The organism is Bacteroidota bacterium (assembly GCA_016722375.1).
Lineage (GTDB): Bacteria > Bacteroidota > Bacteroidia > Chitinophagales > LD1 > Bog-950.
This window is the reverse complement of record JADKJG010000007.1, coordinates 94779-120167: the sequence shown is the minus strand read 5'-3', so window position 1 is coordinate 120167 and position 25389 is coordinate 94779. Positions and strand designations below refer to the sequence as shown.

Genomic DNA, 25389 nt, shown 5'->3' with positions numbered 1-25389 from the left:
TTTTATGGAATACTAAACACCAATAACGGCGAAGATTGGGATGCAGTTTGCAAATCATTCAATCTGATTTCTAAAGTCTGCCTTCTAACTTCTTACGAAACTGCCTCGGCGTAACTCTCCGTCGGCGGGCAGGTGCAAATGAGATGCCGGTCGCCCTGGCTGTTGTTGACACGGCTGACGGCAGGCCAAAATTTATTTTCGCTGACGAAGGGCAGCGGGAAGGCGGCTTCTTCGCGGGTGTAGGGATGGTTCCATTCGGAGGCAGTCACTACGGAAATAGTGTGTGGTGCATTTTTTAGTGGGTTATCTATCGCATCCATTTGTTTGTTTTCGATGGCTTCTATTTCCTTGCGAATGGAAATCAGCGCATCGCAGAAACGATCGAGTTCGGCTTTGTCTTCGCTCTCGGTGGGTTCAATCATCAAGGTTCCGGCGACGGGGAAGGAAACGGTAGGCGCATGGAATCCATAATCTATTAGGCGCTTGGCTACGTCTTCTACTTCGATGCCGACGGTATGTTTGAAGGAGCGGAAATCGAGAATCAGTTCATGGGCTACGCGGCCATGTTCTTTGCCTACATACAGGACCTGATAATATTCTTCGAGGCGCGATTTCATGTAGTTGGCATTGAGGATGGCATACATGGTGGCATCGGTTACGCCCTGCGCACCGAGCATACGGATGTATCCATAAGAAATCAGGAGGATGCTGGCGCTGCCAAAGGGAGCGGCGCTGACTCCATGAATGGCTTTGTCGCCACCGGTCTTCACGACGGCGTTGCCGGGAAGATAGGGAGCGAGGTGTTTCGCCACGCAGATAGGGCCCATGCCCGGTCCGCCACCGCCGTGAGGAATGGCGAATGTTTTGTGGAGATTGATGTGGTTGACATCTGCACCGATCAGCGCCGGTGAGGTCAAACCTACTTGAGCGTTGAGGTTGGCACCATCCATATAGACCTGTCCGCCGTTGGCGTGAATCAGTTGGCAGACATCTTTGATATTGCTTTCAAACACTCCGTGGGTGGAAGGATAGGTCGCCATCAAGCAGCAGAGGTTGTCTTTATGTTCTTCGGCTTTCTTCAACAAATCAGCGACATCAATGTTGCCGTGAGAATCGGTAGCAACCACTATTACTTTCAAGCCAGCCATGACCGCACTGGCAGGATTGGTTCCGTGTGCAGAAGCGGGAATCAAAGCTACGTTTCTATGGCCTTGGCCAATGTCTGCTTGGTAGGCACGAATGACGAGCAGCCCCGCATATTCGCCTTGTGCGCCGCTGTTTGGCTGAAGTGAGGTGGCATGGAAGCCGGTAATCTCGCTGAGGTAATTTTCTAAAGCAGTGATGACTTCGAGGTATCCGGCGACTTGGTCTTTGGGAGCAAAAGGATGGATGTTTCCAAACTCGGACCAGCTTACCGGTTCCAGTTCGGCCACGGCGTTTAACTTCATCGTGCAACTGCCGAGTGCAATCATGGACTTGGTAAGAGAAAGGTCTTTGTTTTCTAAGCGTTTGATGTAGCGCATCAGTTGTGTTTCGCTGCGGTGGGTGTTGAACACCGGATGGGTCATGAACGAAGAAGAACGCTTGAGTGATTCGGGGATATTTATTTCTGGGTTGTTGTAGCGATAGATGTCGAAGGTGTAATCATCCTTGCCCTGTGCGCGAGCAAACAGCGCCACGATGTCCACCACATCTTCGGGCTGGGTGGTTTCGTCTAATGAAATAGTGATGCCCGATTCGTCATAGAAGAAATTGATTTCCTGATTCAGAGCCAGTTGATGAATGAAGTCGCGCGCTTGTTCTTTTCCTTTGGTATCAATGCGCAGGGTATCAAAGAAATGCTCGTTGGCTATTTTAAAACCAAGGTGATGTAATTCCTTTTTCAAGATAGCTGTGAGGGTATGAACACGGAGGGCAATATTCTTCAAGCCATCCGGGCCGTGATAAACACCATACATGCCCGACATAATCGCAAGCAAAGCTTGAGCGGTACAAATGTTGGAAGTGGCCTTCTCTCTTCTGATATGTTGTTCGCGAGTTTGAAGCGCCATGCGCAAAGCCGGTTGACCTTGAGCATCTACTGATACACCGATGATTCTTCCTGGAAGGATTCTTTTGTAATCATCTTTGGTGGCAAAGAAAGCGGCATGAGGGCCGCCATAACCCATCGGCACTCCGAAGCGTTGGGAATTTCCTACGACACAGTCCGCGCCAAATTCTCCCGGAGGAGTGAGCAGCGTGAGCGCCAGCAAATCAGAAGCAACGCATACGTAACATTCAACTGAGTGACATTTATCAATGAAGGATTTGTAGTCAATCACATTCCCATCCTTGGCGGGATACTGCAACAAGGCACCAAAGAAATCTTTGTCAAGGCTCAATACGTTATGGTCGCCGATGATGACCTCGATACCCAGAAAATGTGCACGGGTTTTGATTACATCAATCGTTTGCGGCAGGCAGCGTTCCGAAACGAAGAATTTATTGTGCAGGGCATCTTTTTATTTTTTAATCCCCAGAACATGTGCATGGCTTCAGCAGCGGCGGTGCCTTCATCAAGAAGCGAAGCATTAGCCACCGGCATACCGGTCAGGTCGCTGACCATTGTTTGGAAATTGAGCAAAGCCTCTAGTCTTCCTTGTGCAATTTCAGCCTGATAGGGTGTGTATTGCGTGTACCAACCCGGATTCTCTAGAATATTTCTACGGATGGCAGCAGGCACAATCGTATTGAAGTAGCCCATGCCTATAAAGCTGCGAAACACTTTGTTTTTCGAAGCCTTCTTTCTCAGTTCTTTTAAATAGGTGTATTCGCTTTGCGCATCTGGCAGATTGAGTTTTTCGCGGCGGCGAATGTTGTTGGGAATAGTTTCTGAAATCAAATTTTCCAAGCTGTTTACTCCAACAGCTTGTAGCATTTGCTGAAAGGCGGTTTCATCAATTCCGATGTGGCGGTTTACAAAATGATCGGAGGTGCGAAGATTTATCATGATTATGTTGTTTTGGTAGAGATTTGAGGCCGCAAATATAAAGAAGGGCGCGACTTGTTTTATAGGTTTTGTTGCTGTTAAATCTTCTCAATCAGCTCTTACTCCGTCAATAATTCTATTCCAAACTCATGAACCTTTATATTTTCGTTTGGTGAACAGACTATTCATCTTCCTACTCCTCCTCGGTTCTTCCATCACCGCCATTTCGCAAAAAGATAGCAAGTTGGTTCAGTTTTCGGGCTATACACTGACTGCCGACAGCCTGATGGGCGTGCCCTTTGCACACATCACGCTGCTCAATCGTGGCCGCGTCGCCACTGCGGGGCCAGATGGCTTTTTCTCTTTCGCAGCTATGGAAGGCGACACGCTCTATTTTACTTCTATCGGATTCAGGCCTTCGGTTTATATTATTCCGTCTAAACTCGACAATCAAAAATTTTCTATTATTCAACTAATGACTCGTTCGGAAGTCTACTTGCGCGAAACGATTATCATGCCTTGGAGGCGCGAAGATTTTCATCAGGTGTTTTTAGATACTCATCCGCCCGAAGACGACCTGGACCGCGCCCGCCGAAACCTCGATCGCGAGCGACTGGCTGAATTGGGCGAAACCCTCGAAGCCGACGGACGCGAGGCAGGGGTGCGCAACCTGCGCAATGCCTCAGCCAAAAAATACTACTACGGCCAAACTGCTCCGCAGAACATCTTCAACCCGCTGGCCTGGGCTGAGTTTATCAGAGCCTGGAAACGAGGCGACTTCAAGAAGAAGGATTAATTACCAAAACAAAGCATAAAGAAAGAAACCCGTTAGCCGCCCAAATAAAAAAAGGCGAAGCCGGGGCTTCGCCTACGTCTGGGTGACAAGATTCGAACTTGCGACCCCTTGCACCCCATGCAAGTGCGCTACCGGGCTGCGCTACACCCAGAAAAAAAATCTTTACAGGATTTTTTGTGCAATGATTTCTGGGACTGGCATGTCGGGGTGAGTTTCACCTCAAACGGGCGGCAAATATATCAAAACCACCGAAGGCCGAATGCTTAAACTTCTTTAGTTTAGCTCGGTCTTAGTGAGCATTAAACCACGATGATGAAAAATCTTCTTTACGCTTTTTTTCTTTTCTTTTTTCTTGGATTTGCAAAAGAATCGCTGGCGGTTTTGACGCCGCAGGTGGACTCGATACCGATGGGCGATGGCAGAAAATTGGCGGCAGATATTTATATTCCGAAGGGTATGGCGCAGGGACCGGTGATTTTGGTGCAGACGCCATATAACCGACAGCGTTATCGCGTCATCGGTTTGCCGCTGGTAGGTATGAACTTGGATAGCAGCTCTTATATTTTTGTGATTCTGGATTGGCGGGGCTTTTATGGTTCTGCGGCGGCGAAATATGCCGGTGCGCCGGATAATGGTAAGGACGGTTATGATGCGGTGGAATGGATTGCAGCTCAAACATGGAGCAATGGCAAGGTGGGGACTTGGGGGCTCTCAGCGCTGGGGCGAGTGCAGTTTGCAACAGCGAAGAAAAATCCGCCGCATTTGACTTGTATTTGTCCGCTGGTAGCGGCACCACAGTATCAGTATGATGAATATTTTCCGAATGGATGTTTGAAGACGGAGTATGTTCAACAATTGGATGTTTTGGGGTTTGGTACCTCGGCGATTATCATGACGCATCCGGTGCATGATTTGACTTGGACCTTTGCAGAGAGTGCAAATTTTTATCCTGATAGTATCCGCGTGCCTTGCTTTATGATTGGCGGATGGTATGACCATAATATTGAAACGATGTTAGATTTCTATACGGCGATTCAGAATAGTAATCAAATATTGGTGCGTGATCAGCACCGGTTGCTTATGGGTCCTTGGGTGCATGGTGGTAGCGGCATGGCGCAGGTGGGTAGCGTGCCGCAGGGCGAGTTGAATTATCCGGCATCGGCTCATTGGAATGATTCGCTGGCGTTGCGATTCTTTGATTTTTATTTAAGAAATGAGGCAAACGGTTGGGATCAAAGCCCGAAGGTTCAGTATTTTCAGATGGGAGAGGATGTGTGGCAGAACAGTCCGTCTTGGCCGCCAGCCGGTGGTGTGAATACGAATTTCTATTTGCATAAAGACGGATTGCTGGATGTTTCGGTACCAACCAGTAATGCGGATAGTTTGACTTTTAATTATGACCCGACGGATCCTTCTCCAACGATTGGAGGCCCTACGCTACGTGCAGACTTAGTTCAGGGACCTTATGACCAAGCAATCTTGGTGGAAAGCCGGAATGATATACTGACCTTCACCACGAATACACTGACGCAGAATATGGCGATGCGAGGCAATGTGGTGGTTCATCTGAAAGTTTCTTCCAATCGAAGAGATACGGACTTTGATATTCGGCTAACGGATGTATATCCGGATAGCCGCTCGATGCTAGTGAATGATGGTGTGATGCGAATGCGCTTTCGCAATGGTATCAATGCGGCAGATACGATGCTGATGATTCCGGGTACGGATTATGATTGTGTGATGAAGTTGCCGTGTACTTCGCTTACCTTTTTAGCAGGACATAGAATTCGGGTGGATGTTACGTCGTCCAATTATCCGCGCTTCAACCGGAATATGAATACCGGTGGAGTGATGTATCCGGGAAACAGCATGGATTCTTTGGTGAATCCGGTAGTGGCATCTAATACGGTTTATACCAACGTAAACAACACTTCGTATATCACCCTTCCGTTGGTAGGTTTCAACGGGATTGATGGGCGCACGATGAATCAGGCGGAGGTAATAAAGGTTTTCCCCAACCGTGTTTCTAATCTATTGAATATTGAATTGAGTAGTGATGCTATTTATGGAATTACACTAGACTTCTTTCCAAAATGGGTTTATTCTAAAAATAAGTACACTAGACTATGTGTTCTGTTGATTGAATTGTGGAAAAACAGAAGTTTGATAATTTCTTTGCTTCATGCGATGGGCAATTATTCAAAAACAGCCAAAGGCACAGTTTAAACGTAGTACAGGAGTCACCCGAGAGGTGTTTCATCTGATGGTGCAGGCTCTAGAAGAGGCAAATGCAAAAGCAAGAAAGCACCCAAGCCGTGGAGTGGCTTCCAAATTAAGTTTAGAGGACAAAGGTTTTGATGCTCCTGATGTATTACAGGGAGTATCGAACGATGTTCCATATTGGCGTTACCTATGACATTAGTGAATCGGCGGTTTGCAAAATAATTATGGATACGGAGCATAAGCTCATCAACGATCCCCGGTTTCATTTGCCCGGCAAAAAGGTACTTACCCGTCCGGAAAATAAGTTTGAGCTAGTCTGGATAGATGTGACGGAAACCCCTATTGAGCGACCTAAAAAAAACAGCGGCGTTATTACTCAGGTAAAAAGAAAAGACACACCTTAAAATCACAGATAATAGCAGACCAAAATACCCGACAGATTGTTTGCACCGAAGTGGGAAATGGACGCAAGCATGATTACAAGCTGTATAAACAAAGCCAAACACCCATCCATCCCACCATAACCGCAGAAGTAGATACCGGATACCAAGGATTACAAAAGGCACATCCCAATACCGAAATACCAAAGAAAAGAAGCAAGAAAAATCCGCTTACCAAAACAGATAAACAAAGAAACCAACGGATATCCTCCAGCAGGGTGGCTATCGAGAATATCATCCGAAAACTCAAAATATTCAGAATACTGGCTGAAAAATATCGAAACAGAAGAAGAAGGTTCAAATTGCGGCTCAACCTAATCGCGGCTATTGCTAACTTACTAACTAAGCCTATTTGATTTTGGAAAGAGGTCTACTGTATAATTCATTGGGTCAACAATTGATTCAGAAGAGGATAAGTAGAAAAGGGGCGATTGATTTTACTCAGTATGGTTCGGGAATTTATCTTGTTGAGGTGGCTAACCAAGAGGGAGAAGTTATTTGGCACCATAAATTGGTGAAATAAAAAAAGCGCCAACTCATTTGAGTTGGCGCTTTTTTTATTTCAGATTTGAAATCGAGCGTTTAGAATTCTGCTTCCACTTTGCCAAAGGCCTTCTGCTTCACCTTTACAATTCCTACAAAGTTCAAAAATAAAATGACCGGATAAAGGGGGTCAATCTCATACCATTTTACACCGAAATTGATGCGGGAAGGGAATTTGTGGTGGTCGTTATGATAGCCCTCGCCTAACATGAAAATATCCAAAGGCATCAGGTTTTTAGATGTATTGCTTGATTTAAAGTTTACATAACCATATTTGTGAGCGAACCAGTTGATAATGGCTCCGTGAACCGGTCCCATAAAGAAGTGAATGGGCAGTAACAGATACCACCAGATAGAAGGAGCGAAATAAAAGTAGAAAGCAAAATAAACGAAGCCCCACATGATTCTAGATGGCCATGAGCGTGCCCAAAGATCAAATGAATGCCAACTAGGAACGTTTTTCTTAAACTTTTCTTCTACTTCAATAGTGCCTTTTCCGATGCCGCCATAGATCTTCTCGGTGTGCATCATCATGGCAAACAGGTTATTGAAATATTTTGGTGAATGAGGGTCTTTCGGTGTGTCTGCAAAGGCATGGTGCATACGGTGCATCACGCCATAAGACCAAGCACTGAGATAGGAAGACCCCATCGTTACATAGGCAAAGACGAAGAAAAATTTTTCCCAAAATTTATTCATGGTAAATGCCCCGTGCGCTGCATAGCGGTGCATCAGGAAACTTTGAGAGAAAAGCGACAGATAATGATGTGCGAAAAAGAAAACAAGAATAGGTACCATGTTAATTGTAATGATTTTTAAGTAAGACTAAAATAACCGCTGAATTGGCTACGAGGTGCGAGCATCTTTCAGAACGGAACAATTTATTAAACTGATTTCTCAACGACGGCAAAGATAAGTAATTCCATTTGTAATTTTTAAGGACGACTTGCGTCATATAGACGCTTTGGTAAAAAATAAATTTGATGCGCTGCCAATATTCGAATCGTAACCTTGTTTGGCAAGCATACCACATCCAAGCCGAAAACTGTCCGGGGTTTCCCGCTAAATTCCATATCTGATTAGCCTGAAAGTGGCTGTCCTGTTTTTCTTAAGAATTTGATGCGGTTTTTAAAATGCAGGCAGACTTTGGATTAAATGTTAAAAAAGGATTTTAGTTATAATTTATTGCGGAATGATGAAAGTGCCCTGATAAACAACCATCGTTATTATCTTACTTTCTCCTGAACATAGAGGCATTGACCGTAGCCGCCATCATTCATAAAGTCTTGATGAGATAAGTACTTGTTTACATTTGCGGCATGAGGATTTGGTGCAGGGCGGTGGCTTTTGTTGTTTTTTTTACTCCAATTCAAAGTGATGCACAGTCCGATACGGCGCTTATCAAAGTAACGATACTGGATAGTTATACGCTGCGGCCATTGGGTGGTGTGAGTCTTATCAATCCAAAACCAAGTGTCACGATGGCGACAGATGGCCGGGGGTATGTGGAGGAGACTATTGGGCGACGCGATACACTGTTTCTTTTTTATCCGGGTTATCGCACGACTAAGTTTTCGGTGGTTGACTCTATAGTGCGCAGTGAATATGCCCTTCGCTTTGTGATGGAGCCTTTGAGTATCGGGCTTAACCAAGCCGTAATAATTAAAGCTCCCAAAACACTGGAACAGATTGAAGAGGAAAGAAAGAAACTGGGAATCACTCCGAAAGAATTGGAAAGGCCAGAGATTTCTTTTACAAGTCCTATCAGTGCGCTGTATGAGATGCTCAGTGCGCGCGCTCAAGAACGCAAGAAACTGAAACAACAAATTGCAGAAGATGACCGGAGGCGCGTATTTAAAGAACTGCTTAACTACTATAACGAAAATGGTCTGATTGACCTGCCTGAAGAAAACTATGAGGAGTTTATCAACTATTGCAATTTGCCATTAGATTTTCTGAAATATCATTCGGATTATGAAATTACGAAGACCATTATTGACCTGTATTATAAATATGGGAAATTAAGTGGGGTCGTCAAGTAGTATAATCAAAAAAGGCTCCCGCGAAGCGGGAGCCTTTTTTGATTATTAAAACCTGAAGTTATTTGTGTGATACGGTGATTTGCCTTACAGCAGTACCCTTATCGTTGGTAATTTTTACCAAATAAATCCCGTTTGCAACCGATGAAAGATTCATGTCTACATTTGTGATGCCTGCTTTGTAACGAGCAGGAGCAGAAACAGTTTCGCCCAAAATATTGTACACGCTTACTGTAACATCTGAACTTATCCCTTCGGCAAAGTTGATTCTGAAGTTGCCATTGGAAGGATTGGGGAACACGTTGATGTTGGCTTCAAAACGAAGGTCTTCAATGCCCACACCTATGATTGCGACTGATTTACAAGTGGATGCTGATGTTCCGAAAAGATTGGTGGTTTCGAGACAAACTTCAAAGGTGTCGTTGGTGGCGTAATTATGAACGGGGTTCTTGATGCTGGAACCCTGTGAATCACCAAAATTCCATTTCCATTTATTTGGCTCGTTGGTAGATAAATCGGTAAATACGGCACGATACTTGAAAGAAGGGAAAGCCCAGTTAAAATCAGCAACCGGAGCGGAGCCAACCAGTACCACCTTAGTTTTTGCGGCATAAACATTTCCGGCAGAATCTTCGGCAGTATAATAAACAAAGTAGGAGCCAGGAATATTGGTGTTTACATTAGAATTGTCAACGACCAAATTCAAATCGCCACTCTTATAACAAGCAGTATCGTAACTAATCGTCGCACCATCTTCGGTATAGGTATTACCGGTAACAACAATCGTGGTATCTGCTCCGTTCAATTGAATAGAAGCTGCTAATCCTACAGAAAAATCATAAGGATCGAAATCAATATTGCTGACATACCAGAAGGCGCAAGGCTGAAGATAAGAGCCAAGACCAGAAGCCGGATCGTGAGGGTAATCTATCTGAGTAAAAACAAAAGGAACATTGTATGTTTTGTTGTTTTGCAGTGCATTTAATGATGCCGTACCAAAAGTGGCGCCACCAAACAGGCCACCTGGAGCACGGCTGGTTTCACCACCCCAAAGTTCATCGCCTTCTGTAAGATTTATAACTGGAGTTGACACGAAATGTTCTAAATCATAGCCTCTGGTCATCAGATTAGGGAGATTATTTTCTGCGGAACCAAGAAATTCGCTATCCGAGTCAACCCAGAAGAAAAAAAGTTTTTTTCCGTCTTTGCTTTTTGAAGCCAAAGGACGGTTATCTTGTGTCAATGGCGCAGGATTGTCATTAGAAATAACTCCTCTAAAGGTCTCTACATTGCTAATATGAACCGCTCTCCATCCGTTTACACTACCTAATATGCAAGATGGCGTGTTGGCATCGTAAGTAATATCATAAATATTCAAACCGGAAACACTGATACTATAACTAGATCCCTTTGAAACAACCACCAGTAGGTGAGGATTGCCTAAGTAATCCACTACTAAATCATTTTCAAAAGTAGTAGTAGCAGTTCCAGAAGAACTTGGGTCTAAACGATTAACCAAGTCAGTAAAATTATCCAGTTCAACGGCGATGGGACCTGTCCAGTTATTACCCCCGTCCGTTGTTTTCCAAAAAATCGGATTGTACACATTGTCATTGTCTTGGGTGATATCACCTAAACAAACAATCCATCCGTATTGACCAGTCGGGTCAAAATCCATGTTCCAACCAGTAATGACTGAGCTATTGTAGCTATTCGAGGTGGTATAGGCAAAGTTTTGATTAATCCGATGCTCTGTCCAATCTACTTGTTTGGTGGTAGAATTCCATATTCCTTTCTCTAAAATAAAGCCACTAACAATGTGATTCGCGTTACCATTGAACCCGCCGGTACGGTCGAGATTCAAATTCCAAAATATTCCAGGTGCACTTTGGCAGAACCCTGAAGCAATCTCTACGTTTCCATTATTGATGGTATCAATATGGACGTCGAAAGAGTTCAGGTCGCCAGAAAGTTGTCCTCTGCCGCGCATTTGTCCGGTCCAACCGCCGGCATCACCGTTGTGCCAAGTGCCAGAATAAACTAGGTAAGCACTGTCCACAATGGTATTCCCAGCAGGATTGTAAACGCCAGCCTGAGGGAAACGACCATTGACAGAAACGTTATCTATGTTTACGTCATTGGTAATAGGGCCAATATCTTTAGTCCAAGATCCAGGAACTCCCCGGTTTTTTGAAATGTCAAAGCGATATTGTGCCACGTTGGTATTAAGAAATTTCCGGTCATCATTTCTGTGAATAAACGTTACGATATTCAGTGAGTCATTGACATCAATCTGGTTACACTCGTTATTAAGCACGGTCAACAGGTTACCAGCACTCCCCAAAGTGTCCGAGATTAATTTAGTCCCTGATGTTATAGAGCGTTGAGCTCGGTTTTTTCGTGGGTGGTCAATAGAATTATAATCCTTCTGTAATACAACAGGTCTTTCTTCCATAAGCGACTGTTCTAAACGAGTATCCCGATACATTTTCTCTTGTGCGTTTGCACATAAGCCGGTAATTGCCATGGCAGACCATAGTAAAAGCTTTTTCATTCTTTGTTTTTTTATTTTGGTTTTAAAAATGGTGGTCAAAAGTAATTGAATTTTTGAATCGCACTTCGGCAAGACGATTTTTTTACACTATTGTGACAATTCTCCCAAATGGAGAGGTAATACCAAGGATTTCTGGTTGAAAATGAGCTAGAGTTAGCGGCTATTTTTCCTTCTTCTTTTTCTGTGTTTCGCGCTGCATGTTTTCTAGTTTCTTTTGCCAAGAAGATGCAGGCTTAGGGTTCTTTTTATTCTCCTCAATTTTATGACGCAGCTTTGCTTCATTGATGAAGAACTTCTGAATAATCCACTGATGACCCATGCCAAGCAGATTTTGCAGCAGGTAATAATAAGTCAACGCCGCAGGGAAACTATTGAACATAAACATTAGCAACAACGGCATAAAATAAGGCATATACTTCATGCCCGGTTGTTGGTTTGTCATCGCGTTCATCTGGTTATTCATCACAGCTTGACCAATGGAAGTAATGGTCATCAAGACCGTAAACAGACTGATGTGATTCCCGATTAGCGGAATGGCGGTAGAGAATGTTACAATCGCATCATAACTGGATAAATCACTAGCCCAAAGAAAGGACTGTTGACGCAACTCAATAGAAGCCGGGAAGAAATAATACATGGCCATCAGGATAGGCATCTGAAGCAACAAAGGCAGACAGCCGCCTAATGGACTCACTCCTGCCTTTTGATACAACTTCATCTGTTCTGCACCAATCTTAGACTGGTCATCGCCATACTTCTCTTTCAACGCGGCAATCTCCGGAGCAAGAATTTTCATCTTGGCGGCGCTTTCTATTGATTTGGCTGTAAGAGGGTGAAGAGCGATCTTCAATATAATGGTCATCAACAAAATGATGATTCCGTAGTTCAAATGCACACTATCAAACCAGCTAAACACCCAAATGATGAAACGGGTGATATAGCGCATCCAGGAAAAGAGCCAGAAGTCGGGACTTAACTTGATCACCTCCTCCACCTTTTTATCCATTGAGGCGAGGGTGTTATAGTTGTTCGGACCTATGTAATATTGAAAGTCATACTTGGTTTGTGATCCTGACTGATAAGGCAAGACAAAGCGGGTATCATACTTCTTGACGTATTCATGATGCTCTTTACTAAAAAAGGTCTTCAACTTCCCCCGTTGAAAAAGCCCTTTGCTGAACATCGTTGAATTAAAAAACTGCTGCTTATAAGAAATCCACTCCAGCGGGGTATCGAATACATGCTCGTCGGTTTCTTTGTCCTCGCTCAGATGGGCAACATCACTTTGATTATACCGGTAATAAAGAGCAGAGTATCTTCTCTCCAAATCAATATTCTGCTCCAGATTACTAAGCGTATTCTCCCAATGGCCATTGATAAAAGTAGTATTGGATGGAATGATGGAATTCAAACCATTCAAAATCACTTGATAATCGAAGAGATAGGAGTTTCCTTTGAGGGTATATTTTTGTTCAAGATATTTCCCCTCTCCGGCCTGAAGGCGAAGAGAAAATGAGCTCGAATCGTTTCCACTTACTCTAAAGCCTTCGCCTATCGGTTCAAAATAGAAATCCTTCGTATCAATCACCCGGTTTTCATCAATCGGAAACTGGTAGCTGACCGAATTTGTTTTGTCGGTGAAAAGTATCAGTGGTCGTTTATCTGAGGTCTTAAATTTTTTGAGCTCAATACTTTTTATCTGCCCACCCTTGTTGGTCAGAATGATTTTCACCACATCGTTTTCAAGTACGAATAACTTTTCCTCGCCACCTGCTGCGGCAGAAAATGCGCCATACTTGCTTTCTCTTTGTGCGCTGTCCACGGGAATAGCTTCTGATGAAGCAATACTTTGCTCAACAGTAGTATCTCCAGATATAAGGGTTGTTGTGGTTGGAGTAGTAGGCGCGGTCTTCTCGGCTTGCTCCGTTTTTTGCAGTTCTTTCTTCTTTAACTGCTCTTCTTCAAACTTCTTATTCTGATAGAAAATAAATCCTATCATCAATACGGCAATCAGCAGCCAGCCTATGAGGGTTTCCTTGTTCTTCATTCAGGTCAATAGTTGACGGGTTGCACGTAATAAAATTTTCGCACCCCTTTATTTTAGGGCGCGCAAAACTAAATAAATATTTGAGGGAGGGTTTCGACCTACTTTGACGCTCTCTTCCGTTCGTTTTCGCTCAAGAAAATCTTCCTTAAACGAATGGACTTAGGAGTGATCTCCACGTACTCATCTTCCTGAATATACTCCATGCTCTCTTCGAGACTATGGCGGATAGGAGGAGGAAGAGTAGATTTATCATCGGTTCCCGCAGCGCGGAAGTTGGTCAACTGTTTTGCTTGAACCACATTCACCACTAAATCTCCGCTCTTGGAATATTCACCAATGATTTGCCCTTCATATACTTCCACACTCGGGTCAATGAAAAACTTGCCGCGGTCTGTTAGTTTATCCATCGCATAAGCAGTTGCTCTTCCTGCCTCTTTAGCAATGATAGTACCGTTGATACGAGATGGGATATCACCTTTCCAAGGCATATAGGCTTTGAAGCGATGCGCCATCACGGCTTCGCCGGCGGTGCTGTTCAGAATCAACGTTCTCAAACCAATCAATCCTCTGGACGGCACTTCAAATTCTATGTGCATCATGTCGCCCTTCGGCTCCATCACCAGCAGGTCGCCTTTTCTTTGAGTCACCAATTCGATACACTTTCCGGCTACTGTTTCCGGTGCATCAATGGTCAGGATTTCTATCGGCTCATGCTTTACGCCATCAATCACTTTGGTCAATACACGCGGATTGCCGATAGACAACTCATAGCCTTCGCGGCGCATGGTTTCAATCAATACAGAAAGGTGAAGGATGCCTCTTCCGAAAACGTTAAACTTCTCGGCAGACTCTGTATCTTCTACTCGCAGCGCCAAGTTCTTTTCCAACTCTTTATATAAACGCTCGCGGATTTTCTGCGAGGTCACAAACTTTCCTTCCTTACCAAAGAAGGGCGAGGTATTTGTCGTGAACACCATGCTCATCGTTGGCTCGTCAATGTGAATCGGCGGCATAGCTTCCGGATTTTCAATATCGGCAATCGTGTCGCCAATATCAAAACCTTCCACTCCCATGATGGCGCAAATATCACCACATTCTACTTTGTCCACCTTCACTTTTCCTAAACCACTGAACACATACAACTCCTTTATTTTCGACTTCACCTTTGTTCCGTCGCGCTTCATCAGCATCACGTTCTGACCAGAGGTCAGGTTTCCACGTGTAATTCTTCCGATAGCTACCCGACCTAAATAAGAAGAGTAATCCAACGAAGTGATTTGCATTTGCACCGTTCCTTCTGCAATCTGCGGAGCCGGAATATGTCCGATGATAGTATCCAACAAGAAAGTTACGTCCTCTGCCGGATGTTTCCAATCGGCACCCATCCAGCCTCTCTTGGCAGAACCATAAACAGTAGGGAAATTCAACTGCTCTTCAGTGCCTTCCAAGTGAAACATCAAGTCAAAAACAGACTCATGCACCTCGTCCGGGCGGCAGTTTTCTTTATCTACTTTATTAATCACCAGAATCGGCTTCTTGCCCAAAGCCAAAGCCTTCGACAATACATAGCGGGTCTGTGGCATAGGGCCTTCAAAGGCATCTACCAACAAAAGCACTCCGTCGGCCATGTTCAACACACGCTCTACCTCGCCACCAAAGTCGGCGTGGCCGGGTGTATCAATGATGTTAATCTTGATGTCTTTATATTCTACCGAAACGTTCTTCGCCAGAATGGTGATTCCCCGTTCTCTTTCCAAATCGTTGTTGTCGAGAATCAATTCCCCGGTCTGCTGATTGTCGCGGAAGAGCGAGCACTGGTGTAAAATCTTATCAACCAGGGTGGTTTTCCCGTGATCTACGTGGGCAATAATGGCGATGTTGCGAATGTTCTGATTCCTCATAAACTGTTTTGAAACTTATTAGCTGCTTGTAAAAGCGCGCGAAGATAGCATTCAAGTTGACAATAGGGAATGGTCAGCTAGGGCACTCTTAGTGAACTCAGTCAAAACTCTGTGCATCTCTGTGTATTTCAAGCAGGAATTACTACGCAGAGTTGCGCAGAGAATACACAGAGGTAAATGGAGAAAAGCTATTTACAAACGCACCCACTTTTTTACAATACTCACCCTCTCTGAATGAATGCGGATGAAATACACTCCGGCAGATAAAGCCGGAGAGAGAGTTGTTTGTTGTTGGTTGATAGTTGTTTGAAACACCATCTTCCCATTGGTATCATACACTTCCATGTTACTTCCCACTAAACTATTGGTCATTGTTATTTGCAAATTGTTCATTGCAGATGGATTGGGATAAATGCTCACCGCTTCGCTTTCTATTTCATTCACACCGGTAATGAATATAGGAGTTGATAAGGCCGTGCATCCATTGCCGTCTGTTATTTCCACAGCATAGCTGCCGGGTTCATTGGCAATATAAACCGCTTGTGTTGCTCCGTTTATTTTGCTGCCATTGAGATACCATTGGTATGAGGAGGCGCCGAAGGAGGACAGGGTGTTGCCATCCTTAATTATGCTAACATTTAAATTACAATCGTTTAAAGTATCTATAAACTTGATAAGCCAAAAGTCTAAGCGTCCCCGGCTTTTTTGTGTTTGGTATCCTGCTATTCCTGAATTTGTTGAAGTTGCTATCACATACCCACCATCGGGAGTTAATACGAGATAACCACCTTCATCATGACCGTCTGTCAAAATTGTTTTGTCCCAAATTATATTTCCTGAAACATCTATTTTAACAATCCACGCCTGCTCCAATCCAAGATTGTCTTCGGATTTACTTCCGTTGCCCATGGAATAAGAGGTTCCTGCTATTAAATAACCTGAATCTCGTGCATAAGAAAGAGTTGCGATCTCATCGTCATTATCCAATCCACCAAAACTTTTATCCCATTGCTTATTTCCCCAAAAATCAATTTTTACAATCCAAAAGTCCAATGGGTTCCAACAGGTATCTATGTTTGCCACCGTTTTATCCCAACTGACTCCAGAAGCAGAAGAGCCGCCTAATAAATATCCATCTTCTGTCGGTAAAATTTGTGATAAATAGTCCTCAGCCGCTCCCCCAAATCGCCTTTCCCACTCCATACGTCCTTCAAAATCAAGTTTTAAAACCCAATAATCAGTGTATCCTCTTTCCTCCTCGGATGCATCTCCGCCTTTGGAAGAAAAAAGTTCTGCACCAAGAATGTACCCGGCATCATAGGTGGGCTGCATGGCAGTCAGAGCAGTAAAATAGTTTCCACCTAAACGTCTGTTCCACTGTTTCACACCAACAGAATCAATTTTTATAACCCAGATATCTCTAAAACCTTTTTGGTATTCAGATATATCTCCAGTAGATTTATACCAAGTATTGCCACCCAATAAATACCCGCCATCATACGTTCGAAGCATTCGGGTAAGTTCATCGGATTTGTCACCGCCATAGCTTTTGTCCCATAGCTTATTGCCGATTGAATCAATCTTTATAATCCAATAATCGCTTGTATTGGAACTGGAATCCAAATTTGGTTGACTCTTGTCCCAGCCAATTCCTGATTTGGAGTATCCCCCAAGTAAATATCCACCGTCATTTGTTTCAAGGATGGATGTTAGTATATCTCTCTTCACTCCCCCATAACGCTTTTCCCACTTCTTGTTTCCCGAAGCATCGGTCTTAACTACCCAGAAGTCATATTCTCCTCTTAAAGGCTGCGAAATATCCCCACTACTATCCGAAAGGGTCCAGCCCCCCATCATATATCCTCCATCCTTGGTATATAAAAACGTGTTGAGTACCTCAGTGGAATCCCCCCCAAATCTTTTATCCCATTGTTTGACCAACGGTGCCTGCCCAAACCCCTCACTCCATCCCAAGCCAACCACCATAACCAGAAGTAATATACGCTTCATATAAGTAAAGATAAACGAGAAATTGATTTGGGTAAGCGGAAAGTCAAATAAAACAAGCTTGCTTTTTTCCAAATGCCGCGCGGTTTATCTTCAATCAAGCGCGGTTTATCTGAAAACAAGCGCGGTTCAAGCTGGATTAAGCTTAGTCGAAACCCAATTAGCGTTAGTCGGCAGAAAATTAGCGTCAATCGAAAAGAAATTAGCGTCACTATTGTTTCGATTAGCGCTAATGGGAGGAGAATTAGCGCTAATCGGCGATGAGTTAGCTTTAATCGGAAAGAAATTAGCGTTACTTTTCTTCTGGTTAGCGCTAATCGGAGGAGAATTAGCTTCAATTGGCGAAGAATTAGCGCTAATCGGCGGCGGATTAGCGCTAATTTTGGTTGAGTTAACGCTATTCGGGTTTGCACTGGCTCAAACGGAGGCGTTTTGTGTAAAAAAAGGCTCGGTATTGCATAATTCATCTAAAATCTTGACATTTGGAATAACATAAACCAAACTTTATGGACATACTTCGTAAAGAATTCATCCAAAAGCTGAAAGCAGTTTTTGATAAGGACCTCAACAAGACTTGGCTGACGGTAGAATACCTGGCCCAAAATGTGTTCAACACGCATGTCCGAAGTCTGAACCGGCAGTGCCATGAATATCTGGGGCGACCGATGCAGCAAGTGATTATCCGCTCCAGGGTTTGGCTGGCGGTGCGGCTGATTAAAAGTGATCCGTATTTGATTTTGGCTACACTGCATGAGTCTGTAGGTTATAAAAAGAGGGCAAGCCTCGAAGGGGTGTTTGAAGAGTACAAAGGGATAAGGATGGAAAAATATGCAGGGCTTTGTGCGCAAAATCCGGGCGAAGCATTCCTAAAACTGCTGAAAAATGAGGCGGATGAAAAATGTCCGGTTTGCGGCAGATAATGTCCGATTTAGGTCAGCGAGATTGTGTTTTTTTGCCTCATTAATTTAACCACAGAAACAAAAAACTATGATCAATCACATCAGCCTCAGTTTTTTAAAGCTCGGCACCTATGACAAATGCGAATTTTCAAGGGACACCACCGTACAGATGCTCGCGCGAGCCATTTACAATCCACCTAAAATCGCTTATGCAGATATTGCGCTCAAAGCAGATGAGACCGTCGCTGCATACACAGCCTATAAGAACAATCCAAACGAAGCGAACAAGAATATCTGGTTGGCAAAAGAGAATGAACTGGATGGCCTGATGCGACAGCAGGCCAATTCGGTGGCTGTTTTAGCTAATGGCGATGCGGTGATTATGACCGATGCTGGTTTTCACACCGCCGATGATGAGCGCACTGCACCGCCATTGCCAACCGAAATTGAAGCCATGACGGCTAAACGCGGCCCTTTTCCGGCAAGCATTGAGGTGAATTGCAATAGCATGAGACAACTGCGGGTGAATAATTATGTGTGCATCATCATGGCTGGAAATTGGATAGCACCGGTAGTGAATGGGAATGTGATTACGTTAGCAGAAGGCTCTATCGGCGTGGCGATGGACTCCAGCAACGACCGCCACAAGATTTTCCCAAACTTGAATCCGGGTACCAACTACTGGGTGGCGATGTATGCCGTGAACAGCACCGGTGCGGGTCCGATCAACTCTCCTATCCGCGTCATGGCGGCGAATTGATTTTTGCAAAACCGCAAAATCAAACACCCCGAAAGGTTCCATCCTTCGGGGTGTTTTTGTTTTGCCCCTCTCGGCTGATTTGTTCAAATCTTCCATCAAATTCTTTTCGCATCCTCTTATTTTTGCGCCATGTCTTATTTGAATGAACTGAACGATATACAACGGGCGGCGGTGGAGAACACCGAGGGGCCTACTTTGATTATTGCGGGGCCGGGGTCTGGAAAGACGAGGGTGCTGACCTATCGCATTGCTCACCTGTTGCAACAGGGTGCCGACCCTTTTGGAATTCTTGCCCTTACTTTTACCAACAAAGCGGCGGAGGCCATGCGCCATCGCATAGAAAGTATTGCCGGAACGAATGCTCGCGGGTTATATATGGGGACCTTTCACTCGGTGTTTGCGCGGGTGTTGCGGGTAGAAGCACCGGCGATTGGCTATCCTTCCAACTTCACGATTTATGATACGGAAGATTCTAAATCGCTGATTAAAACGATTGTAAAGGAGCAGGGGCTGGATGATAAAATCTATAAACCCAACCAAGTATATAACCGAATTTCTTCTGCCAAGAATTCGCTGATTACGCCGCAGATGTATGAAGCCGATGGCGAATTGCTGACCGAAGACCGCAACGCCCGCAGACCGGAACTGGCGAAGATTTATAAGATTTATTGCGACCGTTGTTTCAGAAGCGGGGCTATGGATTTTGATGATTTGTTGTTGAACACGCATGTCATTCTTCAGAAGTTTCCCGAGGTGTTATATAAGTACCAGCATAAGTTTCGCTTTGTGTTGATTGATGAGTTTCAGGACACGAACTTCCTTCAATATTCGATTGTGAAAAAGATTGCGGATGTATTTCAGAACATCACGGTGGTGGGAGATGATGCGCAAAGTATTTATGCTTTCCGCGGCGCGACGATTGATAACATCCTGAATTTTGAAAAGGACTTTCCAGATTTAAAAGTTTTTAAACTGGAACAGAATTATCGCTCTACTCAAAACATTGTGAAGGCGGCCAACGAGTTGATTCACCGGAACAAGAATCAACTGAAAAAAGAAATCTGGACAGAGAACGGACAGGGCGAACCGATTAAGGTTGTTCGCACCGCCAGCGATAATGAAGAAGGAAGATGGGTGGCCGATTCGATGATGGAGGTGAAGATACGCGATCATTTCAAGAACCACGAAATCGCTATTCTTTATCGCACCAACGCACAGAGCCGCGCTTTTGAAGAGGCCTTGAGAAGACATAATATTCCGTATAAGATTTATGGCGGTTTGAGCTTTTATCAGCGCAGGGAGGTGAAAGATTTGCTGGCCTACATGAAGCTGACGGTGAATCATTATGACGAGGAAGCGTTGAAGAGAGTGATTAATTATCCGGCGCGCGGAATTGGTCAAACTACTTTGGATAAAATATTTATTCATGCCACCAAACTGGTCAACGGGTATGGGATGTGCTGGATAATATTCGCGAATTTGAAATTACGCCACGAGCCAAAGGCACGATTGAAGAGTTTGTGATGATGATTAAAAGCTTCGCTGCTCAGTCGCTCAAAATGACTGCTTTTGATTTGGCTACGCATATCGGGAAGACGACGAAACTCATCTCAGAACTGTATAACGACAAGACCGTAGAAGGCATCAGTCGCTACGAAAACATACAGGAGTTGCTCAACTCTATTAAGGAATTTGTAGAAGAAGATGAAGTTCGCGGCGATGAAGTATTGGGAACGGAAAAGTCGCTTGGTGCCTTTTTGCAAAGCGTCACACTGCTGACCGGTAATGAAAAAGATGCGGAGAATATGGATACCGTGAAGATGATGACCATCCACTCGGCAAAGGGTCTTGAATTTCCGGTGGTGTATGTGGTAGGAATGGAAGAAAACCTGTTCCCCGGTTCGCAGTCGCTCTATAGCATGGAAGATTTGGAAGAGGAACGGCGCTTGTTCTATGTGGCGATTACCCGTGCGGAGCGCAAGTTGTTTTTGACTTATGCCAACACTCGATATAAGTTCGGTCAGTTGAACTATTGCGAACCCAGCCGCTTTTTGGATGAGATACCCGAAAGTGTGGTATCGCATCATGGCGAAATGAAAAAGGCGAAGGTTCATCAACAACAAGAGCGAACTACTTTTTCGAGAGTGATCAGTCCACCGGGGCCCAAACCGATAGCCAAGGTTCCTGATTCTGTTTCTTCCGAACCCTTTATACCGGATGATGCCAACAGTTTGCAGGTGGGTATGGAGGTGATGCACGAGAAGTTTGGTGAAGGAAAGGTGGTCAGCATGGAGGGGGCCGGCGTCAACCGAATTGCAGGTATTTTCTTCAATAGTTATGGGGTTAAGAAAATTATGCTCAAGTTTGCGCGGCTGAAAATACTTACAAGAGGTATTTAATTTGAAAGCATGAACGCTCCTTCCTGTTCACTTGGTTTCAAATTTTCAAATCACCTGATCGTTTTAAGCAGCCATTCATTTTATTAAATCAAAACAAGCATGGATTACAATTCAAGTAGGGACAAATTAGTGATGAAGGAATACGGACGCTATGTGCAACGTATTGTCGAGAACTGTGTGCAAGAAAAGGACCGCGAAAAGCGAAATACTTTTGCAAAAGAAATTATTGAACTGATGGGGCAACTCAATCCTCACCTGCGCAACGTGGAAGATTTCCGACACAAGTTGTGGGATCATCTTTTTATCATGAGCGATTATAAATTGGATGTGGATTCTCCCTATCCTATTAAAGGTCGGGAAGAGATTGAGAAAAGGCCTGAAAGATTGCCTTATCCTCAGACGAAAATCAAATACAAGCACTACGGCAAGCATGTAGAATCATTGATTGCAAAGGCAATTAAAACAGAAGACCCTGAGAAGAAGACGGAGTTCATTAACTGTATCGGTAACTTCATGAAGCTAGTTTATGATAACTGGAGCCATGATGATATTAATGACGATACAATCAAGAATGACCTGCGCCTACTTTCCAAAGGAGAGTTGGCGGTAGTGGATGGGCAGGATTTGGGTGCCCTCTCTCGTGCCAACAGACAGAAGGAAATACACAAAGACAGTAAGTTTCAGAGAAAGGGCGGAGGCAAAAACCGCAAACAGAAGTTTTTCAAGAAGAAGAGATAAAGCATCATTTACTTCTTTCCACACCAAGCTGTTATTAGCTTTTCGGTATTTTGTTTCCGTTCCGGGAATATTATCCGGTAATTTGATGTAGCAGGAATAATCCTGTGTCATCAAATTGAAGTTATGTCAGGTTCATTTGTAGTTACCGGCGGTAAAAAACTCAAAGGCGAAATCACCCCGCAGGGTGCCAAGAATGAAGCATTGCAGATTCTCTGCGCTGTTTTGCTTACCCCCGAGAAAGTTACGATTAGCAATATTCCCGCCATTCGGGATGTGTTGGCTTTGATAGAAATACTCAAAGACCTGGGGGTGAAGGTGGAGCAGTTGAATGAAGACACCTACACTTTTCAGGCTGATAATATCAATCTCGATTACCTTAAATCAGATGCTTATAAAAAGAAAGGTGCGGCTTTGCGAGGCTCTATCATGACCCTTGGCCCATTGTTAACCCGCTTTAAAAAAGCATTCATTCCAAAACCAGGCGGAGACAAAATAGGAAGAAGAAGATTAGATACTCACTTCTTTGGTTTTGAAAAACTGGGAGCTAAATTCAATTATGATAGCAATGAAAGTTTCTATAGTGTAGAAGCTGCTCATTTGAAAGGCGCTATGATGTTGCTGGATGAGCCATCGGTAACCGGAACAGCTAATATTGTCATGACGGCGGTTATGGCGAAAGGGAAGACCACCATTTTCAATGCTGCTTGTGAACCCTATCTACAGCAACTGTGCGAAATGTTGAACCGCATGGGTGCCAAAATCACCGGAGTGGGATCCAACTTGCTATACATTGAAGGGGTCGAATATTTGAAAGGGACAGAGCATCGCATGTTACCGGACATGATAGAAATTGGAAGTTTCATCGGTCTGGCAGCCATGACTCAAAGTGAATTGACTATAAAGAATTGTCGGATAGATATGCTGGGAAATATAATCCCGGTGTTTCAAAAGCTCGGCATTCAAATAGAATTTCGTGGCGATGATATTTACGTGCCTGCACAAGAGCGATATGAAATCAACCGCTTTATTGACGGTTCTATTTTGACAGTAGCCGATGGCCCCTGGCCTCTTTTCACTCCTGATCTTGTTTCCATTGTATTGGTGATTGCCACGCAAGCAAAGGGGAGTGTGTTGATTCATCAAAAGATGTTTGAAAGCCGATTGTTCTTTGTAGATAAACTGATTGACATGGGAGCACAGATCATTCTATGTGATCCACATCGGGCCACCGTCATTGGGATTGACCGCGCCTATAAACTTCGCGGCATCACGATGACTTCGCCTGATATTCGTGCTGGCGTAGCCCTGCTGATTGCGGCGATGAGTGCGGAAGGAAAATCAACTATCAATAACATTGAACAGATTGATCGAGGTTACCAAAAGATAGATGAGCGCTTAAACAAACTGGGCGCTGAAATAGTGCGCGTTTGACCTCTGTAGGCAAATAGTTTTTCCATTTCCTTATTTTGCACCGATTAGATTACTCATGTTAGTCAAAACATTTGGCAGTACAGTTTATGGAGTAGATGCTGCCACCATAACGGTGGAAGTAAGTGTAACCAGTGGCAAGGTAAATTACTACATGGTGGGGTTGCCGGATAATGCCGTTAAAGAATCTTGGCATCGCATTGAAACGGCCATCCGACAGATTGGTTATGAAATGCCTAGAAGAAAAATCGTTATCAATTTGTCTCCGGCAGATATTCGTAAAGAAGGCACCTCTTATGACCTACCTATGGCCTTGGGGATTTTGGTCGCTTCGGGCCAAATTAAAACCGATATGCTGGAGAAGTATATCATCATGGGTGAATTGCAATTAGATGGTACTATTCTGCCGATAAGAGGAGCACTGCCTATAGCGGTACAAGCACGAAAGGAAAAATTTCAAGGGTTTATTTTGCCTAAACAAAACGCTCGGGAAGCGGCTATTGTAAACCAACTGGAAGTTATCGGGGTAGAGCATTTGAATGATGTCGTCGGTTTGCTGAAAGGGGAAAAGAACATTCCGCCGACGGTGGTAGATACTCGTGAGGAGTTTGCCTATAATGCCCATCAGTCTTCGCTCGACTTTTCTGATGTGAAGGGTCAAGAAAATATAAAACGGGCATTAGAAATAGCTGCGGCTGGAGGACATAATGTAATCCTAATCGGACCGCCGGGCGCAGGCAAAACCATGTTGGCCAAAAGATTTCCGACGATATTGCCGCCCCTAACATTAGCAGAGGCATTGGAGACCACTAAAGTTCATTCGGTGGCAGGTAAGCTTCCTAAAAACTCTTCACTTATCTATCAACGTCCTTTTCGTTCGCCCCACCATACAATAAGCGACGTAGCATTGGTCGGTGGTGGCAGCAACCCACAGCCCGGCGAAATCTCTCTCTCACACAACGGCGTTTTATTTCTCGATGAATTGCCTGAATTTAAGCGAACCGTGCTTGAAGTCATGCGTCAACCAATGGAAGACCGGAAGGTGACGATTTCGCGTTCTAAACTTTCCGTCACTTTTCCTGCCAGTTTTATGCTGATGGCTTCCATGAATCCTTGTCCTTGCGGCTATTTCAATCATCCTGAAAAGGAATGTGTCTGTGCGCCCGGCGTGGTTCAAAAGTATCTCAACAAAATCTCCGGTCCGCTTTTGGATCGTATTGACCTACACGTAGAGGTAACTCCCGTTTCGTTTAGTGAATTATCAAGCGAAAGGAAAACAGAGCGAAGTGAATATATCCGCGAGAGGGTGATTCGTGCTCGAGAAGTACAAGCCATAAGATTTGCCGGACAGAATGGGATATATAATAATGCTCAGATGGAGGCGCAAATGGCTCAGGACATTTGCAAAATTTCAGAAGCCGGTAGTACGCTACTGAACAGAGCTATGAAAAAACTAAATCTCTCCGCGCGGGCTTATGATCGGATTCTGAAAGTTTCCAGAACCATTGCAGACTTAGCAGACAGTCCTGAGATAAAAACGGAACATTTGGCTGAGGCTATTCAGTTTCGCAGTTTGGATCGTGAAGATTGGGGTGGTTGATATAAAAAATGAATTGCCATATTATTTTAGTTTTGTTTCCATCGAGT

The 25389-nt window shown here is 44.2% G+C and carries 15 protein-coding genes, 1 tRNA gene and 3 pseudogenes; 12 read left to right on the top strand and 7 right to left on the bottom strand.

Annotation, left to right across the window (positions count from 1 at the left end; translation table 11 throughout):
• Positions 1-92: 92 nt before the first annotated feature.
• Positions 93-2989, bottom strand: a pseudogene (gene gcvP, locus IPP77_11445) (aminomethyl-transferring glycine dehydrogenase).
• Positions 2990-3140: 151 nt separating this feature from the next.
• On the opposite strand from gcvP, the gene IPP77_11440 reads away from it, so the two are divergent.
• Positions 3141-3764 (top strand): carboxypeptidase-like regulatory domain-containing protein, encoded by a 624-nt coding sequence (locus IPP77_11440; GenBank protein ID MBL0310255.1) that lies wholly within the window; start codon positions 3141-3143, stop codon positions 3762-3764.
• A 77-nt stretch (positions 3765-3841) separates the two neighbouring features.
• On the opposite strand, the gene IPP77_11435 is transcribed toward IPP77_11440, so the two are convergent.
• A tRNA-Pro gene (locus IPP77_11435) sits at positions 3842-3915 on the bottom strand.
• 158 nt (positions 3916-4073) lie between these two features.
• On the opposite strand from IPP77_11435, the gene IPP77_11430 reads away from it, so the two are divergent.
• The 3 genes and pseudogenes from IPP77_11430 to IPP77_11420 all read left to right on the top strand — a co-directional run bounded on the left by IPP77_11430 (position 4074) and on the right by IPP77_11420 (position 6950).
• On the top strand, positions 4074-5990 hold the full coding sequence (locus IPP77_11430; protein MBL0310254.1) for a CocE/NonD family hydrolase: 1917 nt from the start codon (positions 4074-4076) through the stop codon (positions 5988-5990).
• Positions 5947-6783 (top strand): annotated as a pseudogene (locus tag IPP77_11425) (IS5 family transposase). Before IPP77_11430 ends, IPP77_11425 begins: the two are co-directional and overlap by 44 nt.
• A gap of 2 nt (positions 6784-6785) precedes the next feature.
• Positions 6786-6950 carry a T9SS type A sorting domain-containing protein gene (locus IPP77_11420; protein MBL0310253.1) on the top strand — a complete coding sequence of 55 codons (165 nt, stop codon included), beginning with the start codon at positions 6786-6788 and terminating at the stop codon, positions 6948-6950.
• Between the two features lie 59 nt (positions 6951-7009).
• Here IPP77_11420 and IPP77_11415 read toward each other — a convergent pair whose 3' ends face one another.
• Entirely contained in the window at positions 7010-7768 is a 759-nt protein-coding gene (locus tag IPP77_11415) for an acyl-CoA desaturase (protein ID MBL0310252.1), read from the bottom strand.
• Positions 7769-8289: 521 nt separating this feature from the next.
• Here IPP77_11415 and IPP77_11410 point away from each other — a divergent pair.
• Positions 8290-9012 carry a hypothetical protein gene (locus IPP77_11410; GenBank protein ID MBL0310251.1) on the top strand — a complete coding sequence of 241 codons (723 nt, stop codon included), beginning with the start codon at positions 8290-8292 and terminating at the stop codon, positions 9010-9012.
• A gap of 58 nt (positions 9013-9070) precedes the next feature.
• On the opposite strand, the gene IPP77_11405 is transcribed toward IPP77_11410, so the two are convergent.
• The 4 genes from IPP77_11405 to IPP77_11390 form a co-directional block, all read right to left on the bottom strand.
• Entirely contained in the window at positions 9071-11563 is a 2493-nt protein-coding gene (locus IPP77_11405) for a T9SS type A sorting domain-containing protein (protein ID MBL0310250.1), read from the bottom strand.
• Positions 11564-11723: 160 nt separating this feature from the next.
• On the bottom strand, positions 11724-13610 hold the full coding sequence (gene yidC, locus IPP77_11400) for a membrane protein insertase YidC (GenBank protein ID MBL0310249.1): 1887 nt from the start codon (positions 13608-13610) through the stop codon (positions 11724-11726).
• A gap of 98 nt (positions 13611-13708) precedes the next feature.
• The gene (typA, locus tag IPP77_11395; protein ID MBL0310248.1) at positions 13709-15511 is read right to left on the bottom strand and encodes a translational GTPase TypA; all 1803 of its coding nucleotides are present in this window, start codon (positions 15509-15511) and stop codon (positions 13709-13711) included.
• 192 nt (positions 15512-15703) lie between these two features.
• Positions 15704-17521: a T9SS type A sorting domain-containing protein gene (locus IPP77_11390; protein MBL0310247.1), complete on the bottom strand. Its 1818-nt coding sequence runs from the start codon at positions 17519-17521 to the stop codon at positions 15704-15706.
• A 22-nt stretch (positions 17522-17543) separates the two neighbouring features.
• On the opposite strand from IPP77_11390, the gene IPP77_11385 reads away from it, so the two are divergent.
• The 7 genes and pseudogenes from IPP77_11385 (at position 17544) to IPP77_11355 (ending at position 25342) form a co-directional block, all read left to right on the top strand.
• On the top strand, positions 17544-18014 hold the full coding sequence (locus IPP77_11385) for a hypothetical protein (protein MBL0310246.1): 471 nt from the start codon (positions 17544-17546) through the stop codon (positions 18012-18014).
• A 10-nt stretch (positions 18015-18024) separates the two neighbouring features.
• Positions 18025-18438, top strand: a complete 414-nt coding sequence (locus tag IPP77_11380) for a hypothetical protein (protein MBL0310245.1) — start codon at positions 18025-18027, stop codon at positions 18436-18438.
• A gap of 67 nt (positions 18439-18505) precedes the next feature.
• Complete coding sequence (locus IPP77_11375) at positions 18506-19177, top strand: fibronectin type III domain-containing protein (GenBank protein MBL0310244.1); 672 nt, start codon at positions 18506-18508, stop codon at positions 19175-19177.
• A 129-nt stretch (positions 19178-19306) separates the two neighbouring features.
• Positions 19307-21576 (top strand): annotated as a pseudogene (locus IPP77_11370) (UvrD-helicase domain-containing protein).
• 99 nt (positions 21577-21675) lie between these two features.
• Complete coding sequence (locus IPP77_11365) at positions 21676-22314, top strand: DUF4290 domain-containing protein (protein MBL0310243.1); 639 nt, start codon at positions 21676-21678, stop codon at positions 22312-22314.
• 123 nt (positions 22315-22437) lie between these two features.
• A complete protein-coding gene (gene murA / locus IPP77_11360; GenBank protein ID MBL0310242.1) occupies positions 22438-23745 on the top strand; it encodes a UDP-N-acetylglucosamine 1-carboxyvinyltransferase in 1308 nt (435 codons plus the stop codon).
• 55 nt (positions 23746-23800) lie between these two features.
• A complete protein-coding gene (locus IPP77_11355; protein MBL0310241.1) occupies positions 23801-25342 on the top strand; it encodes a YifB family Mg chelatase-like AAA ATPase in 1542 nt (513 codons plus the stop codon).
• Positions 25343-25389: the final 47 nt, after the last annotated feature.